The organism is Bacillus massiliglaciei, assembly GCF_900098925.1.
In the GTDB taxonomy this organism is placed as follows: domain Bacteria; phylum Bacillota; class Bacilli; order Bacillales; family DSM-1321; genus Peribacillus; species Peribacillus massiliglaciei.
This window is the reverse complement of the sequence record NZ_LT622359.1, coordinates 217,414-235,598: the sequence shown is the minus strand read 5'-3', so window position 1 is coordinate 235,598 and position 18,185 is coordinate 217,414. Positions and strand designations below refer to the sequence as shown.

Sequence of the window (18,185 nt, the reverse complement as noted above, 5' to 3'; positions counted from 1 at the left end):
CCACGCCAAAACAGCGGGACAGGAACAGGCTGCCGAAACCTATTCAGCAGCCTGCTTCCTCTTGGATATAGCATTGTCCTCTTTCTCATAGAACCCATTTATAAATCGAAGCGCCCGGCTGATCACTGCAGGGACAACCGACATATGATTCTCTCCCAGCGCTTCTATAAAATCTGTCCTGCAGCCATACCCTGTCAAACGTGCTGCCAATTCCCGCGCATCTTTGACCATATGGTCCTTTTCCAGCGAACCCACTGTCAGAAAAAGGGGAGCGCAGGCCTTCATACGGGCTTTGGCTTTAGAAGAAGCAAACACTTTTTCAGCCTTGATTATATCCTGATTATTCCACCAAATGGACGGACTGCAGGCCATGTAGGAACGAAACATCTGATGATTTGTAAAGAAAGCATATAAAACAAAAAGACCGCCCAAAGAGTGTCCAAAGAGAGTTTGCTTCTCTGGATCAACAGCATATTTCTCTTCTATTGCGGGTTTTATCCTGTGTTCCAAGAAAGCCATGAATTCTTTTGCCCCTCCAGCTTCCGGCCATGGCCGGCCATTGGGCCGCAGCGGCAGTTCAAGTTTTTGCCCCGGAGGAGTAAAGTCAAATACGCGACGCGGATGAAAATCCATTGTCTCCGGGTAGCCAATCCCCACAATAACCGCAGGATTCACCCCTGTTTTTTCCGCTCTTCTGGACTGGAGCCGGACTGCTTCATATAAAGTATGGGACCACGCATTCCCATCCAGCACATAAATAACAGGATATCCGGTACTCGGTGCCGGAACATCCGGATAGTGCACCTGTATCTCGTACCTTCGCTTTTGTTCTGATTCAAAAATCATCGTTTCGCTTCCCTGCACTGCATTTCCTCCCTTTAGCGGGCCTCCGCAAATTCTGCTTCACAGGCTGTATCAGACAAAACACTTTCATATCCTATACAGACCGGAACTCCCTGATCGTCTATCAATCTTGCCTCAATCTGAAAAACAGATCGTAATACGTTCTTTGTCATGATTTCTTTAGGTGTACCCCTGGCTATGATTTTTCCCTCTTTCATTGCGACCATCTCATGGGAAAACCGCGCTGCATGATTCAAATCGTGGAGTACCATAACAATCGTGCATTTCTTCCGGATATTCAGCTCCTCCACAATTTTCAGGACATCCAGCTGATGGGCCATATCCAGATACGTAGTCGGTTCATCCAGCAATAAGATATCCGTCTCTTGAGCAAGAGCCATGGCAAGCCAAACTTTTTGACGCTGTCCGCCTGATAAATTCCCCAAAGGGCGGTCCCTGAACGAAAGAGTCTGTGTCATCTCCATGGCAGCTTCTATCGCTTCCCGGTCTTCCGAAGTCAGTCTGCCCCCATTTTTACGATGCGGGTATCTTCCATAGGAAATGAGATCTTCCACCGTCAATTCAGCAGGAGCAGAAGGGTTTTGAGTGAGCAGAGCCATTTTCTTTGCAACCTCTCTGGTTGGAATCTTCGATAAATCTTCTCCTTGCAAGAATACCTTTCCTTGCCTTTGTTTAATGATGCGGCTAATCGTTTTCAGCAGAGTTGATTTGCCGCATCCATTCGGGCCAATGACGGTCGTGACAAGTCCTGGTTTTATTTCGAGATTCAGCCCTTCGAATACCTTATGCCGCTCATAGCTTGTTTCCAGCTCTTCCATTCTCAAAATAGACAAATCTCTTCCCTCCTACGCTCTCGTTTTGATCAATAGATAAAGGAAATACGGGACCCCAATCAATGAAATCACAATCCCGGCCGGCAATTCTGCTGGAGCAAAAACCGTTTTTGCAATGAAGTCGGATAAGACGACCAACAGCACACCAATCAGTCCGCAAATCGGAATCATGTACCTATGCTTGATGCCGACGAGCCTTCTGGCGATGTGGGGCGCCATCAGCCCGACAAACCCAATGCTGCCGGATACAGACACACAGGCACTTACCAGACCGATGCTGCTTAATAGAAGGATCGATTTTTCTTTTCCAACCTTCACACCGATACTTTTCATGCTTGCTTCTTCCAGCTGGAACAAATCAAGCATATACGCTTTCCGATAAATAATCGGAACTAAGACTAAAATCCAGGGAAGCATGGCTATAATGTACTTCCAGTTGGCATTATAAATACTTCCAGAAATCCAGACCGTTGCCATTTCAAAGTCGGCCGCCTTCATTTTCAAAGAAAGATACAGGGCCAGAGCACCGAATCCTGAGCCAAGCGCAATACCTGTCAGCAAAAGCCTCTCCGTATCCAATGAACCATTTTTCCACGAAAAAACGAAGATGAGGAGTGCTGCAAGCAGCCCGCCTGCTAAACCGAACAGAGGCATCATCATAATCGACAGCCAGCCTGTTCCAGTGATTTGCCCTTGAAAGAAAAACATAAAGAGCACAATCGCGGCACCCGCGCCTGCATTAATGCCAAGAATTCCGGGATCGGCCAGGCCATTTCTCGTTACGCCCTGAATCACCGCTCCGGCAATGCCGAGACCCAGACCTACCAGACAGGCAATCACCAATCGCGGAAGCCTGAAATCAAAGATAACTAAATCATAGTCCGCCATAGGATTTACACGAAAAAGAGTGCGGAGGACCTCTGAAACCGTCATATCGAAAATCCCATTCGTCAAACTGATATAGGTCATCGTCAGAATTCCGGCAACTAAGATCACCGCAGCCTGGATAAAACGTTTTGCATCTCCTTTAGGCATGATTCCTTCCCCCTCTCGTCCGAATCAGGTAAAGAAAGAAAGGAACCCCTACAATCGCCGTGATAACTCCAACCGGTGTCTCAAACGGCGCATTCACCATACGGCTCAGCAAATCACATAAAGCAAGGAAAACCCCGCCGATTAAACCTGAATACGGGATGATCCGCTTATAATCCACGCCCGTTAAAAAACGGGCAATATGAGGAATCACCAATCCGACGAATCCTATTTTCCCCACAAGTGCCACTGCCGTTCCTGTCAGACAGACTACGGAGAGAATGCCCAGCGCTTTGACCAGTCTGGTACGCTGCCCCAAACTGACAGACACTTCCTCCCCTAAAGAAAGAAGGGTAATAGACTTTGAAATACTTAAGGCTATTAAGATTCCAATGATCCCAAAAGGAATCGCCCATTTTAACATCTCTGGATCAGTCTGATGAAGCTTCGCATTGTACCAGAAACTCACATCTTGTGAAACTTGAAAGTAAGAAGCAACGGCCGCCGACAGACTGCTCAAAAAGGTCCCGATCACCGTACCGATAATCGCCAGACGAACGGGCGACAAGCCATTTCTCATTATTGAACCAAAACCGAAAACAATCCCAGCCCCCAACAAAGATCCCGCCATAGAGAAAACAATCATTTGCAAAGAGGACAGCTGAGGCAGAAACACCAGGCACACCGTAATGATGAAAACCGATCCGTCTGTCACTCCCATGATGGAAGGGGACGCAAGATAATTTCTTGTCATCCCCTGCATGACTGCTCCTGATATGGCCAAGAAAGCACCGACTGCCAGTGCGGCGATTACCCTCGGCAGGCGGGAAGTCATGATAATAGCATGTTTCACATTCGTCTCATCATAGTAAAAAATTGCTTCAAACAGTATTTTTATGTCCAGCCCATCACCGTTATAAAGAACGGAAGCGATGATAAGCAGGACGATCACAGCAGGAGATAAGATAGATAAGATGGCCGGAACAGAATATAACTTTTTCACCGCAAAGGTCTGTCCAATTTATTTGGCCAGGTTTTCCTGGACAGCCTTCAAGAACGCCTGTTTACTCCAAGCTGTTCCGCCTTGGGCAAGTGGATCGACGCTATTAACAAATACATGACCATCTTTTACAGCTTGAGTGCTTTTCCAAATTGCATTTCCTTCAAGCTCTTCCAGTGCTTTTGGCTGCTGACTGTTTTCGCTTTTATCAAACTGTAAAAAGACATAATCGGGATTCATGGCTGCAAACTTTTCTAAAGAAATCGTTTCCTGTGCTTTTGCCGCTTTTATTTCTTCCGGAACTGCCATCCCTAAATCTTGATAAAGAACAGGATTGAAATAGACATCAACCGGATAGATGAAGAGGTTTCCTGCTCTCACTCTGACCACAACAGCTTTTTTGTCCTTGACTGAATCCCCGATTGCTTCTTTAGCCTTCTCCGTATCTTCCTTGTATTGCGTTAAAATACTTTCCGCCTTTTCTTTTGTTCCAGTAATTTCTCCCATCAAAAGAAGGTTATCTTCCCAGTTCGTAGCGATATGGGAAACAGGAATCATCGTTGCTACCTTATTCAGCTTTTCCGCTACCTCCGGCTGAAACTTGGATGAACCTAAAATCACATCCGGCTTCATAGAAAGCAGAGTTTCATAATTAGGCTGAGTCTTTTCTCCAATTGATTGCGCCCCTTCTAAATCCTTTGCCAAATACTCAGGAAGCTTCCCTGCAATCGTAATAGCTCCTTCAGGCTTGACACCAAGAAGCGCTGCGTCTTCCATCGACTCAAGGCTTGCTGCAGCCAATGTATCCACTTGCTTCGGAATTTTATATTCTTGATTTAAATACGTAATCGTCTGCGTTTCCTTTTCTGCTGATGTATCCTTTTGTTCTGTCTGTGTTTCTTTCTGAGCGCTGGATTCTTCCGAACTGTTGCAGGCAGCAAGTCCTAAACTCATTACTGCCGCCATCCCTAATAGCCATACTTGTTTCTTCATACTCATTTCCTCCCTTATCTATTTACAAACCAATAAGAATGATAATCATTATCATTTATAAATTATAAGCGTCTTGGGCAAAATTACAAGGGGAATTTTCAGAAATCTAAAAAAAGATCTGCTTGTTCTATATAAAAAACCTCTAAACATCAGAGGTTCAGAGGTCTTTAGATTCTATTCACTTCAGGAAGAAGCCTGTCCGTTATCTGAGGTGTTCGTTTAAAATTCCTTCTTCTAAAACATCAAACGTGTTCTCAAACTTTCTGCTGATATGTTTCTCTCCCCAAAGACATAAGGCATTTAAAATGTCTTCCAGGCTGCGTCCATATTCACTAAGCTCATATTCCACTTTAGGAGGAACCTGATTATGCACGATTCTGTTAATTACCCCATCTGTCTCCAGCTCTCTTAATTGCTGGGTCAGCATTTTCTGGGTAATGTGGGGCATAAGCCGTTTTAATTCGCTCGTCCTTTTTTTACCATGGGTCAAATGACAGAGAATAACACACTTCCATTTTCCTCCGATGACCTCCAATGTCGCTTCTACTGATATATTGTATTTCTTTTGTTTCATTTTTTCTGTCTCCTCTCGCTACAGGAACTAAAAAGTACCTATAGTACTTTAAAGTACGTACTTTTCTTTATCTCTAGTATACCTGATAATAACATTTGCTTGCAGAATTTTTTGCTGCTGCTTGTTTTGAGACAAGTTCAATTAAATAATTTGGAGGGAAAACCATGGCTCTTGATAAAAAGAGAAGCACACTTGCACTGCTGGCTCTGGCTATGAGTGCATTTGCCATCGGCACAACAGAATTTATCAGTGTAGGATTATTGCCCTTAATTTCCGATGATCTGCAAATCCCCGTCACCACAGCCGGTTTGACGGTTTCATTATATGCTTTAGGAGTAACAGTCGGAGCTCCAATTCTGACATCGATTACTTCAAATATACCGCGGAAAACGCTATTAATTTTTATCATGCTTGTTTTCATAGTCGGCAACAGTATTGCCGCAAGCGCAACAAGCATCGGGGTATTGCTTACAGCGCGAGTCATTTCGGCTTTCTCACACGGTATTTTTATGTCCATCGGCTCAACAATTGCTGTAGACTTAGTGCCGAAAAACCGCAGCGCCAGTGCTATTTCGATTATGTTCACAGGACTGACAGTTGCAACTGTTACAGGTGTTCCATTCGGTACGTTCATCGGTCAGCAATTCGGATGGAGAATGGCATTTGTTATTATTGTCTTCGCCGGAGTTATTGCTTTGATTGCAACCAGCACCCTGATTCCGTCTGACTTACGGAAAGGAACCAAAACATCCTTCAGCGATCAAATGAAATTGATCACCAATGGACGCCTGCTGCTGGTCTTAATTATTACAGCATTAGGCTATGGCGGAACATTTGTAGTCTTTACTTATTTGTCTCCGATTTTGCAGGAGATCACTGGCTTTGCAAAAGAAACAGTAGCAATCATCTTGCTTGTTTATGGAATTGCCATTGCAGTCGGGAACATGATTGGCGGAAAGCTGTCCAATCATAATCCAATCAAAGCGCTTTTTTATATGTTCATTTTACAGGCAATCATTTTGTTCATCTTAATGTTCACAGCACCATTCAAAATCGCCGGTTTAATTACGATCACCTTGATGGGCTTAATGGCTTTCATGAACGTACCCGGTCTGCAGGTATATGTGGTCATGCTGGCCCAGCGTTTCGTTCCATCCGCCGTTGATGTGGCATCTGCCCTTAACATCGCAGCCTTTAATGCCGGGATTGCGCTTGGCTCCTACTTAGGAGGCGTCGTCACAGATACAATCGGTCTTGTCCACACCCCTTGGGTTGGCGGAATCATGGTAGTACTTGCTGTAGCCTTAACCGCTTGGAGCCGGGCTCTTGAAAAAAAGGATCATTTAAAGGAGGTGGGAAACGAATAAAAGGAACCAGAGATTCACTTTTTACTTTCAAGCAATCATCATAAAATGGGGGTTTTATAAATGAACAATCACTTACAGGATACAACAGCCTTGCACAACGGAGTAAACATGCCCCGTCTGGGTTTAGGAGTTTTCAAAGTCGAGGAAGGACCAGAATTAGTCAACGCTGTGAAGTTTGCAATTAAACATGGATACCGCAGCATTGATACAGCGGCCATTTACGGAAATGAAGAGGGCGTTGGACAAGCCATTCGGGAAGGCATAAAGGAAGCCGCGATTACTCGGGAGGACCTATTCGTCACATCCAAGGTTTGGAACTCAGATTTAGGTTATGAATCCACTCTCGCTGCCTATGAAACAAGCTTGCAGAAGCTTGGTCTGGATTATCTGGACTTGTACCTTATTCACTGGCCAGTGGAAGGAAAGTATAAAGACGCTTGGTGTGCATTGGAAACTCTTTATAAAGAAGGCAAAGTACGGGCTATTGGCGTCAGCAACTTCCAGGTGCACCATCTGGAAGACTTAATGAAAGAGGCAGAAATCAAACCGATGATTAACCAAGTGGAATATCATCCGCGTCTGACTCAGAAGGAAGTGCAAGCATACTGCAAAGAGCAAGGAATTCAAATGGAGGCTTGGTCTCCATTAATGCAAGGTGAATTACTGGATCATCCTGAACTGCAGGAAATTGCCAAGGCTTATCAGAAATCCGTTGCTCAGGTCATCATCCGCTGGGACCTTCAGAATGGTGTCGTAACGATTCCTAAATCAACAAAAGAACACCGAATTGTTGAAAATGCTGATGTCTTTGATTTCGAACTTTCTGCTGAAGAAATGCAGAAAATTGAAGCACTGAACCAAAATCATCGTGTCGGTCCAGATCCAGATAACTTTGATTTTTAAACGAAAGAAAGAAAAAGGAGGACCGGGGTACATTACCCGATCCTCCTTTCTGTTTATAGGAGAATATAAATATCGTTTCCTTCTACTTCGACAGGAAAGGTCTTTACACAGCCGTTATCAGGCTTTTGTACCTGCCCGTCCATCACACTGATTTTCCAATCATGCATCGGACAAAACACATATTCTCCGCTGACAATGCCTTCAACAAGCACACCGCCTTTATGAGGACAGCGATTTTCAATGGCTCTGAATTCCCCATTCACTAAATGAAAAAGTGCAATTTCAAGGGAACCTATTTTAACGGTCTTCCCTAAATTCCTTGGCATGTCTCTTGCGTCCCCGACCTTCACCTTTTGAAGAGTGCTGTCCATTTGGATTCCTCCATTCTGTTGTTTTCCAATCTTCATTGATTTGCTATTATCCTAACCATTGTATTTCTGCTCACTTCACCCGCCGCGTGTTATACGAGCACTTTTACCTTTTTATAAAGTTCTTCTTGTGTCGATTTATTCTCGATGACTTCTTTCCAAGGCTCCTGGGCTACAGACAGCGCATCATTTAGGCGCCGGTTGAGTGCATCCCTATTTTCCTTATTGCCGATCACTTCTTTGATCGCATCAAGCCCCAATCTCTCTACCCAGAAAGAAGTTCTTTCTAAGTAATTTGCCGTTTCTCGATAATACTGGAAGTAAGCCCCTGTCATTTCAATGACTTCCTCACTTGTTTTCACTTTGCACAATAATTCAGCAGCCCTCAAGTGGGTACCGCCATTCCCGCCGACATAGATTTCCCAAGCTCCGTCTACACCGACAACACCGAGATCCTTGATTCCGGATTCAGCACAATTCCGCGGACAGGCTGACACGGCCATCTTAAACTTATGCGGGGTCCCGATGCGTTCAAATTTTTTCTCCAAGGCAATTCCAAGGCCGATGGAATCCTGTGTGCCGAAACGGCAGAAGTTCTCGCCTACACAAGTCTTTACCGTTCTCAGCGTTTTTCCGTACGCATAACCGGACGGCATATCAAGATCTGCCCATACTTTAGGAAGATCCTCTTTTTCAACACCAAACATATCAATCCGCTGGCCTCCTGTTACCTTTAGAAGTTTTACATTATATTTATCTGCCACATCGGCTATTTTCCTTAATTGTTCTGAATTGGTAACTCCGCCATACATCCTCGGTACGACAGAAAACGTGCCGTCTTTTTGAATATTGGCATGAAGCCGTTCATTGACAAACTTCGATTCTTTTTCATCCACATAATCAAGAGGATTCACCATTCCGAGATAATAATTGAGGGCAGGCCTGCACTTCGAACATCCATTTTCTGAATTCCAGCCAAGGACATTCATGACTTCTCTCGTATGTGTCAGGTTCTTCTCACGGATGGCTGCCACCACTTCATCCCTGGACAGCGGTGTACAGCCGCAAATAGCTTCCTTCTGATTGGCTTTATTGAATTCATCTCCCAGAGTCAGTTCAAGGAGATCTCCTACTAAGGCTTTACAGCCGCCGCAGGACCTTGATGCATTTGTGCAGCCCTTCACTTCTTCTAAACTGCAGAGCTGCTGACTTTCTATTGCCTGCACGATATCCCCCTTCGTCACACCGTTACAGCCGCAGATAATTTCTTCAGCCGGCATCTCTGCAACAAGACTTAAGCCGCTTTCAGCCGACTGGTCCGTACGGAAATATTCTTCTGCTTTTGTCCCTTTATGGATCATGCTTACCAGCTTTGTACTTTCTTTTGTATCACCGAACAGAACCGCTCCTGAAATCACTCCGTCTCGAATTAGAATTTTCTTGTACGTCCCCGTCCACTCGTTATATTCCTTAATAGACTTAGCCTGTGCATCTTCAAAAATTTCACCAGCAGAAAAGACATCTACACCGGAAACCTTTAATTTGGTTGAAAGCACGGAGCCCTCATAGCCTTTTCCCTCAACTCCGCAAATTCTACCTGCCAGCACTTTCCCCTGCTCATACAAAGGAGCCACCAAACCATACATTGTTTCCCGATGTTCTGCACATTCGCCCACCGCATAGATGTCCGGCACTTTTGTCTCCATATAATCATTCACCAGGATCCCGCGGTTAACAGGGATGCCGCTTGAAATAGCCAGTTCTACATTAGGCTTAATCCCGGCTGCCATAACAACTAAATCCGCTTTAATTTCTGTGCCATCCGTAAAACGGACTCCCTCCACATCCTCCTCGCCAAAGATTTCCTCTGTTTGTTTTTCTAAAAGGAAATTCATGCCTTGTGCTTCCAGTTCCTTTTGCAGCATTTTTCCGGCGGTCGGATCCATTTGGCGATTCATCAAATAATCAGAAAGGTGGATAACATCTACCTCCATGCCCAGATTCAGCAGGCCTCTTGCCGCTTCCAGACCAAGCAGACCTCCTCCAATCACGGCAGCTTTCTTATATTTATTTGAATATTCAATCATTTTTTGACAGTCTTCTATATTTCTGAAACCGGTGACACCCTTTTTATCTGCTCCCGGTACAGGAAGAATAAACGGCAATGAACCGGTTGCCACTATCACTTGATCGTAAGGCACTTCTCGATTTTTATCTGAATAAATGACCTTTTTTAGTGAATCTATTTTCACAGCCGTTTCATTTGAATACAAAGTAATACGATGATCACTGTACCATTTCCAATCATTTATTGTAATATCATCGATTGATGTATCCCCCTGCAATACGTTAGATAACTGTATTCGATTGTAATTAGGGTGCGGTTCGCTTCCGAAAATAGTCACTTCGAAATGGTCCGGGCGAATTTTCAAGATTTCCTCGATACATCGGACTCCTGCCATACCGTTGCCAATGAGCACTAATTTTTGCTTTGCCATGTGATGTCCCCCATTCATATTTTCTGGAAAGGATTATACAGCCATTATAAAATCCTAGCCCAATTACTTCCACACCCTTGTCATATAATCTAACATAATTTAATTCCCATCATGCTGAAAAGACCCCCGATAACTGGATCAGGGGTCCGACAAAGATTCAGAGGCTCTCACAAAATGACAGGCTTGACCGATACCGCACATACTTTAAATCCGGGCATTTTACAGGTTGGATCGAGCTGCTTGCCAATTAATCTATTCACATTTTGAACCCCGCTCCAGTGCATCGGAACAAATACGGTATCTTCCCTGATTTTTTCGCTCCATTTGGTGCGCACAATAATTCTGCCCCTTTTCGACTTTATTTCAACCAGCTGATCGTCCTTTATATTCAGCCTTTTTGCCGTATTTGGATGGATCTCCATAAAAGATTCGATTTGACGGGCAGCGAGTGAATAGCTTCTTCTTGTTTGAACGCCCGTTAAATAATGGCCGAGCACTCTTCCTGTTGTCAGGACTAAAGGGAACTCGGCATTCACCTGTTCCTTAGGCAGTTTATTCTCAACCGCCATCAGCCGGGCTTTGCCGTCAGGATGAGCAAATCTGGATTCGAAAAGCCTCTCTTCACCAGCTTTTTCGGGAAAAGGACACGGCCAATAGATCCCCTCTTCTTTCCTCAGCCTATCATACGTAATACCATAGTAATCCGCTTTCCCTCCGCGGCTCGCCAGCCGGAGCTCTTCGAAAATCTGTTCCGCGTTCTTATAAGAGAAATAGCTTTCTTTGCCAAGCTCTGACGCCAGTTCCGCCATAACTTCCCAGTCTTTTTTGACATTTCCAGGCGCCGGGAGAGCCGCTTCTCTGAGCAAAACCCGCCCTTCCAGATTAGTTAATGTCCCATCATTTTCGAGGTAAGATGCGATCGGAAGCACAACATCGGCGAGCTCAGCGGTTTCTGACATCAGCATATCGGCAACCACTAAGAAATCAAGCTTCTGTATTCCTACTTCTACAAAATCAGCATTGGGATTAGAAACGATTGGATTGGATCCCATCAAAAAAAGCGCCCTGATGTCCCGTGTATGGACCAACTCCATCATCTCATATGCCGAAACCCCTTTTCCCGGTATTTCGTCCGGGTGAACTCCCCATACCTCTGCCACATAATTGCGGTCTGACGGATTTTCAATCGAACGGTATCCAGGAAGCTGATCTGCTTTCTGTCCATGCTCCCTGCCCCCTTGTCCATTCGCCTGTCCCGTAATTGCTCCGTATCCGCTTCCCGGCTTTCCGATTTTCCCTGTCACTAATAAGAGATTAATAAAATTGCGGACTGCCTTATAGCCATCCGTTTGCTGCTCGACTCCTCTGGCTGTCATCACCATCCCTGAAGCGGCTTTTCCAAATGCCCGTGCTGCCTTTTGAATATCAGCGGCAGTAACTCCTGTCAGTTTCGAAAGATCAGCCAGATCCTGGGCCAGTACATAATCCCTGACTTTCTCAAAACCTACTGTCCGTTTCTCTAAAAACAGTTCGTTTGTATATCCTTCTTCAATCAGCACTTTCAGCAGCGCATTAGCCAAAGCTGCATCCTTTCCCGGCTTTATCTTCAAGTGAAGATCAGCCATCTCTGCCGTTGCTGTCCGGCGGGGATCGATTACGATAATAAATGCGCCGTTTTTCTTAGCATCCATAAAATATGGCATCAATGTCGGCTGACACTCAGCAATATTGGTGCCGGCAAGGATCAGACATTCTGACTTTCTGATTTCTGACATTGGATTCGTTAATCCGCGGTCGATGCCGAATGCCCCATTCCCTGCAGCAGCTGCAGCTGACATACAAAAACGGCCGTTATAGTCCACATATTTTGTCCCAAGTCCTATACGCGCAAACTTCCCTAATAGATAAGAGGTTTCATTTGTCAGAGAACCTCCCCCATATACACCGACTGTATCCTTGCCAAATTGCTTTTGCAGCAGACTGAACTTTTCTGCGATATATGCAAAAGCTTCTTTCCATGAAACCGGATGAAATATGCCATCCTTTTTGATAAGCGGCTCTGTCAGCCTTTCTCCATTCAAGGCATGCTGATAGGCATTCATTCCTTTTATACACAAACGTCCTTCAGATGCCTGATTCTTCCTCGGCATCACAGAGAATTCCCTCTCTCCTGCACGGACCTGTTCAATGATTTGCATCTTACACTGGACACTGCAAAATGGACACTGCGTCTCCATCACCTTGCTTCGGGTTCCGTCCATCACCTTTCCCATTCTTTACACCTGCCCCATAATCGCTTCTAACCGTGGTTCTTTTTTATTTATTGAATCATGGAATTTACATTTAAATATTTCCTCACGAACTTGAATGATCCCCATTCTATTCATCCAAATGGCCAGTTCCTCAGCATAATAAGCCGTTTTTCTATAATACTTCAATAACCCGGCCATCATGGACACTGCCTCATCTTCCAAAAGACCTGAAAACAGGCGTGTATCCTTGATAACCAGCTCCCAGCCGGACGGTGCCCCCATCAGTCCCGCATCCTCCCTGCCGACAAAGTCCTGTTCCCCAGGATTGGATGCAATTGCAAGGGTTACATTTGCCGGCAGGACCGTTGCTTCCAAGGTTTGTTTAAGATGGATTCCCAATTTGGCCAAGTTTAGCATCGTGTGATTCCGATTATCGGCTGTGAAGCTGATTTTGATCGCTCCCAGTTTCGCCGCCGGAAAATTGGAAAGTGAATGACCATGAATGCCTAGATAATATTGAAGAGCGGGACGGCAAATATCACAGCCCTTCTCGTCTTTCCAGTTAAGATGCCGCATCAGCTTCTCTGCAGTATGTTCCCCATCCCCCCGGATCGCTCTAATTACATCTTCATGACCCGCAGCAGTGCAGTCACATATCGATGCAGCTGCCAATTCTTCCGCCTCTCCGTTTTGCCGGACATATTCCAACAGGCCGGAGACAAGAGGACCGCAGCCGCCGCATGAACTTGATGCTCTTGTACAAATCCTTATATCCTCAGCCGTTTCCAGTTTGTTTTCTTTAATTGCTTTTACAATCATCTCTTTGGATACACCATTACATTCACAGATGATAGTATGACCGGGCATAACAGCCATAAAATGATCATCGTCTGATTCTGTTTCCTGCACCTTATAGGCCTGTCCGTTTTTGATCATATTCATCAGTTCAGGGCCCTCCTGAATATCACCAAACAGGACGGCACCTGCAACTTTCCCATCCCGGACTACAATTTTTTTATATGTATTTTCCACTCCGTCATATTTCAGGATAGACTGTGTATCCTTCCGGTCCTTCCATTCACCTGCCGAGAAGACATCTACCCCGGAGACCTTTAACCTTGTCGACAAAACACTCCCATGGTAACCCTCAGGATTCATGCCGCACAGGGAAGCTGCCAAGATCTTCCCTTGCTCATAGAGCGGCGCAACCAGTCCATACACCGTGCCCTCATGTTCCGCACACTCGCCGACAGCATGTACATGCGGAATATTGGTTCTCATAAAATCATCAACCAGAATCCCCCGGTTTGTGTTAATCGGTGTTCGCTGTGCAAGGCTGATATTCGGCCGGACTCCAGCTGCCATAATGATTAGATCTGCTTCCGTAAAATCCCCATCGGAAAAGAGGAGACCGCTTACCCGTGCATCTCCAGTGATTTCAGCAGAAGATTTCCCCAAAAGGAAGTTCATCCCTTGTGTTTCCAGTTCCTTCTGGAGCATTTCTGACGCTGTCTGATCCAGTTGACGTTCCATAATATTTCCCCTCAAATGAACAACCTCCACCTCCATTCCCAGATCCAGAAGGCCTCTTGCTGCTTCAAGGCCAAGCACCCCTCCTCCGATGACAACAGCCTTTTTAAATTTTTTGGAGCAATCTATCATCTCTTGGCAGTCACGGATATCCCGAAAAGCCATGACCCCTTCTTTATTTGCGCCTGGTATAGGCAGCATGAAAGGAATAGAACCTGTCGCAAAAATTAATTCATCATAAGATACTGTCCTTTCTTCTGTCCGAACCCACTTTTCCTCCGTATTGACCTCCTGTACAGCTTCTCCTGTATACAGTGTAATCTGTTTTTTTTCATACCATGCCCAGTTATTCAGGATGATGCCGTCCAAAGCCGCCTGCCCCTGCAATACTTTAGATAGCAAAATGCGATTATAGTTTGGATATGGTTCCTTTCCAAAGATTGTAATTTGAAAAGCATCCGGCGCCAGTTTGAGAATTTCTTCTACACAGCGAACCCCGGCCATCCCATTTCCGATCACAACTAATTTTCTTTCCCCCATTGATGCCGCCTCCTTCATTTTCAATCACAATTTACGTTCAAAAAGAAGGCTTATGTTTTCATCCATCCTTTTACTCCCAAAATCATTTTAGTTCCAATGGCGCTATTCAACCGCTGCATGATCCACCGGTTCACCGCACACACCCCTTTGGCGTTAATTTAGTTAACACGATAAAGAAATCAGAAAAGAAAGTCAAACTAATTTTTGAATATTCCGATAAAAATATGTTAGATAACCTTACGTGTTTGTAGATGAAAAAATAGTTTGAATACTATACTTGCTTTAATGCAAAAAAGTCTAATAGGAAAAGGAGTCATGGTTTATGAAATTATTCTCCAGTTTAAGAAAGGAAGGGCATGCTCCTTCCCTTATTGCCTCATTCTTGTATTTTGATGTCAGTTTTATGATTTGGGTCATGCTTGGCGCGCTCGGTGTATACATTACAGCTGACTTTGACTTATCCCCTGCGCAAAAAGGACTGATTGTCGCCATTCCCACTTTAGCTGGTTCTCTGTTCCGTTTAATTATGGGAGTGCTGACAGACAGAATTGGGCCTTACAAAACAGCGATCGGAGGAATGACAGTTACCATGATCCCGCTCCTCTGGGGCTGGTTATTTGGTCATTCAATGACAGAACTCTATTTTATTGGCATTCTATTAGGGGTAGCAGGAGCAAGCTTCTCCGTAGCACTGCCCTTAGCAAGCCGCTGGTATCCTCCGCATTTGCAGGGCGTAGCGATGGGGATTGCCGGCGCAGGAAACAGCGGTACAGTTTTGGCTACCCTATTTGGACCGCGTTTGGCTGAACATTTCGGCTGGAACGGTGTCATGGGATTTGCACTGATTCCATTGGTTCTTGTGTTCTTCACTTATCTTCTGATTGCCAAAAACCCGCCATCACAGCCTGAACCGCAGCCTCTCAAGAATTATTTGACGATCTTTAAATTGAAAGATACATGGTATTTCTGTTTTCTCTATAGTGTGACATTTGGCGGTTTTGTAGGTTTAACCAGTTTTCTAAGCATATTTTTTGTCGATCAATACGGCTTAACCAGTGTGCGGGCTGGAGATTTTGTGACACTGTGTGTCATTGCAGGCAGCTTTGTCCGTCCAATTGGCGGGCTCATATCTGATAAAATCGGAGGAGCAAAATTGCTGACTTTTCTCTATATCAGTCTGGCAATCTGTATGTTCGGAGTCAGCACTCTTCCTTCCCTCCCTCTTGTTATCGCCTTACTGTTCATTGGAATGATGAGCCTCGGCATGGGTAACGGAGCTGTCTTCCAGCTGGTTCCAAAGCGTTTCCAAAAAGAAATTGGCGTTGTGACCGGGATCGTTGGAGCAGCAGGCGGGGTCGGGGGTTTCTTCCTGCCAAACCTGCTCGGAACTCTTAAGCAGCTCACTGGCACTTATGCAGCTGGGTTTGCCATTTTCGCCTTTATTGGGATTTCAGCACTTATTCTGCTCACAATTGCCCGTAATTCTTGGAAAAAATCTATTTCTGTCAAAGAAGGGGTTGCTTAACCTAATCTTTATAAAAAATCGAGTAGGAGGGGGTGATTAACCCCCGACCTCTCACACCACCGTACGTACCGTTCGGTATACGGCGGTTCCATTAAGTTTGACGCAGAAATTCATATCGATTATATAAACTTTTCAACCCTCGGTGACTCCAATACAAGTTATTGAGGGTTTTGTGTAAGATTGGACTACAGGCTATTCTCCAATATTTCTTTCTGGAGTTTCCCCATTCATATGCCTTTTGGTCAGGGACACCTAGACCTTTGAGTTTTCTTACTCTTGTCCTCGGTTTCTTCCATTGTTTCCATTCAAGCATACGGAGTCTCCGTCTAATCCACTCATCAAATTCTTTAAATTTACTTGGTGTATCAGCCAATGCAAAATATCCACACCATCCCGTTAGATATTGATTTAGTTTCTCGATTCTAACTTCCATAGGAATTTGTTTAGAACGGGAGGTTAACTCCCGTATTTTAGCCTTAAGCCTTTTAATACTTTCATTGGCTATTCGAACCTTCGGTTTCTTATTGACCGTAAAGCTAAAGCCAAGAAACTTTCGTTTCCACGGGCGATCAACTGCTGACTTTTCTCTATTTACTTTGAGCTTTAATTTCTGCTCAATAAAGCATGTAATTGAGTTCATCACTCGTTCTCCAGCTTTCTTCGATTTCATGTAAATATTACAATCATCGGCGTAGCGGACAAACTTGTGACCTCTCCTTTCTAACTCTTTATCAAGTTTATCCAAAAGGATATTCGAAAGAAGGGGGCTCAGTGGACCTCCTTGTGGTGTTCCTTCTTCTGCATCATAGACTACACCATTCATCATAATTCCTGCTTGGAGATATTTCCGTATAAGTTTCAAGACCTGCCGGTCTTGGATTCTACTTGCTAATATCCCCATTAACTTATCATGATTGACTCTATCAAAGAATTTCTCCAAGTCCATGTCAATCACCCATCTATAACCTTCACTTATATATTCCCTTGCTTTACGAACCGCATCATGACCTCTTCTATTTGGTCTAAACCCATAACTATGTTCTGAGAAGGTTGGGTCAAGAAGTGGGGTTAGAACTTGGGCGATAGCCTGTTGAATGAACCGGTCTGTCACGGTAGGTATTCCTAGTAATCTTACTCCACCGTTCGGTTTCGGGATTTCGACTCGACGGACTGGGTTAGGTTGATAGGTACCTTCCCTTAATGAATCACAAAGAGTTTCCCAGTTCTCATAGAGATGTCTTCGTAGGGATTTTACGGACATTCCATCTATGCCGTGACTCCCTTTGTTCTTCTCCACACGTTTAAGTGCTTCTATTAAGTTTTCCCGTGACAGAATCAGATCCATTAACATGTGATATTTCCTTTCGACGTGAACGTAGAAAACTAATTATGTTATTCCTGCTCCACCCTCATGAAGTCCCCTGTGGAATTCACCACTTCCTCCTTCAAGTAAGTCCTTTCGGATTGTCTGCTTCTATACAGGAATTATATGCCTAGTTCTCGTTCTTCCTAATAGTTCAGTCCTTCCCATTCCATCTCGAGTTGGAATGGTACTATGACCTCGGCTGACTTCTGATTGTTCAGCTGTCCATCGCTGGATAGGTTACCAAGGGAACTTGGCGTTCCAATCAGACCTCCCCGGGTAAGAGTACAGTCTTTCCCTCCATCTATCTGCTTCATTTACTCTGTACCACCTTCGGCAGTAAGGACTTCGTTTTGTTGTGCAAACTCATCCAATGGTACCTAGCCTTATATGAAGTTCGTGTTCCTCAGACCGGAGGTTTGCCGCTCGCTTCCTTCAGATTCTGCGTCACCACAGACACCCTTGCGTTAAGCTAACCATTACTACTGCCTTCATGGTTCGGGACTCTCACCCTATAGACTGCACCCATGCCGGGCGCACACA

At 44.8% G+C, this 18,185-nt stretch carries 15 protein-coding genes; 3 read left to right on the top strand and 12 right to left on the bottom strand.

What is annotated here, in order from left to right; translation table 11 throughout:
* Positions 1-39: 39 nt before the first annotated feature.
* From BQ4305_RS13080 to BQ4305_RS13055, 6 genes are all read right to left on the bottom strand, one after another.
* Positions 40-846 carry an alpha/beta hydrolase gene (locus BQ4305_RS13080; protein ID WP_407640162.1) on the bottom strand — a complete coding sequence of 269 codons (807 nt, stop codon included), beginning with the start codon at positions 844-846 and terminating at the stop codon, positions 40-42.
* Between the two features lie 32 nt (positions 847-878).
* On the bottom strand, positions 879-1,697 hold the full coding sequence (locus BQ4305_RS13075; RefSeq protein WP_110928201.1) for an ABC transporter ATP-binding protein: 819 nt from the start codon (positions 1,695-1,697) through the stop codon (positions 879-881).
* A 12-nt stretch (positions 1,698-1,709) separates the two neighbouring features.
* Positions 1,710-2,732 carry a FecCD family ABC transporter permease gene (locus BQ4305_RS13070; protein ID WP_110928200.1) on the bottom strand — a complete coding sequence of 341 codons (1,023 nt, stop codon included), beginning with the start codon at positions 2,730-2,732 and terminating at the stop codon, positions 1,710-1,712.
* Entirely contained in the window at positions 2,725-3,705 is a 981-nt protein-coding gene (locus tag BQ4305_RS13065; protein WP_407640161.1) for a FecCD family ABC transporter permease, read from the bottom strand. Before BQ4305_RS13065 ends, BQ4305_RS13070 begins: the two co-directional genes overlap by 8 nt.
* 45 nt (positions 3,706-3,750) lie before the next feature.
* On the bottom strand, positions 3,751-4,722 hold the full coding sequence (locus BQ4305_RS13060; RefSeq protein ID WP_110928198.1) for an iron-hydroxamate ABC transporter substrate-binding protein: 972 nt from the start codon (positions 4,720-4,722) through the stop codon (positions 3,751-3,753).
* A gap of 202 nt (positions 4,723-4,924) precedes the next feature.
* Positions 4,925-5,296, bottom strand: a complete 372-nt coding sequence (locus tag BQ4305_RS13055; RefSeq protein ID WP_110928197.1) for a winged helix-turn-helix transcriptional regulator — start codon at positions 5,294-5,296, stop codon at positions 4,925-4,927.
* Positions 5,297-5,460: 164 nt separating this feature from the next.
* On the opposite strand from BQ4305_RS13055, the gene BQ4305_RS13050 reads away from it, so the two are divergent.
* Positions 5,461-6,663, top strand: a complete 1,203-nt coding sequence (locus tag BQ4305_RS13050) for an MFS transporter (protein ID WP_110928196.1) — start codon at positions 5,461-5,463, stop codon at positions 6,661-6,663.
* Between the two features lie 60 nt (positions 6,664-6,723).
* The gene (locus BQ4305_RS13045; protein ID WP_110928195.1) at positions 6,724-7,566 is read left to right on the top strand and encodes an aldo/keto reductase; all 843 of its coding nucleotides are present in this window, start codon (positions 6,724-6,726) and stop codon (positions 7,564-7,566) included.
* A gap of 53 nt (positions 7,567-7,619) precedes the next feature.
* Here the strand turns inward: BQ4305_RS13045 and nirD are convergent, their stop codons facing one another.
* The 4 genes from nirD to nirB (BQ4305_RS13025) form a co-directional block, all read right to left on the bottom strand.
* Positions 7,620-7,937 carry a nitrite reductase small subunit NirD gene (gene nirD, locus BQ4305_RS13040; RefSeq protein WP_110928797.1) on the bottom strand — a complete coding sequence of 106 codons (318 nt, stop codon included), beginning with the start codon at positions 7,935-7,937 and terminating at the stop codon, positions 7,620-7,622.
* An 89-nt stretch (positions 7,938-8,026) separates the two neighbouring features.
* On the bottom strand, positions 8,027-10,432 hold the full coding sequence (nirB, locus tag BQ4305_RS13035; RefSeq protein ID WP_110928194.1) for a nitrite reductase large subunit NirB: 2,406 nt from the start codon (positions 10,430-10,432) through the stop codon (positions 8,027-8,029).
* Between the two features lie 167 nt (positions 10,433-10,599).
* Positions 10,600-12,705 (bottom strand): assimilatory nitrate reductase catalytic subunit NasC, encoded by a 2,106-nt coding sequence (nasC, locus tag BQ4305_RS13030; RefSeq protein WP_234396957.1) that lies wholly within the window; start codon positions 12,703-12,705, stop codon positions 10,600-10,602.
* Between the two features lie 3 nt (positions 12,706-12,708).
* Positions 12,709-14,754, bottom strand: coding sequence for a nitrite reductase large subunit NirB (gene nirB, locus BQ4305_RS13025; protein WP_110928193.1), 2,046 nt, complete (start codon positions 14,752-14,754; stop codon positions 12,709-12,711).
* A 322-nt stretch (positions 14,755-15,076) separates the two neighbouring features.
* On the opposite strand from nirB (BQ4305_RS13025), the gene BQ4305_RS13020 reads away from it, so the two are divergent.
* Positions 15,077-16,279 (top strand): nitrate/nitrite transporter, encoded by a 1,203-nt coding sequence (locus tag BQ4305_RS13020; RefSeq protein WP_110928192.1) that lies wholly within the window; start codon positions 15,077-15,079, stop codon positions 16,277-16,279.
* 91 nt (positions 16,280-16,370) lie between these two features.
* On the opposite strand, the gene ltrA is transcribed toward BQ4305_RS13020, so the two are convergent.
* Together ltrA and BQ4305_RS21510 are read right to left on the bottom strand one after the other, a co-directional pair.
* Complete coding sequence (gene ltrA / locus BQ4305_RS13015) at positions 16,371-17,630, bottom strand: group II intron reverse transcriptase/maturase (protein WP_110926047.1); 1,260 nt, start codon at positions 17,628-17,630, stop codon at positions 16,371-16,373.
* Positions 17,631-17,788: 158 nt separating this feature from the next.
* Positions 17,789-17,959, bottom strand: a complete 171-nt coding sequence (locus BQ4305_RS21510) for a hypothetical protein (protein WP_199880500.1) — start codon at positions 17,957-17,959, stop codon at positions 17,789-17,791.
* Positions 17,960-18,185 lie beyond the last annotated feature (226 nt).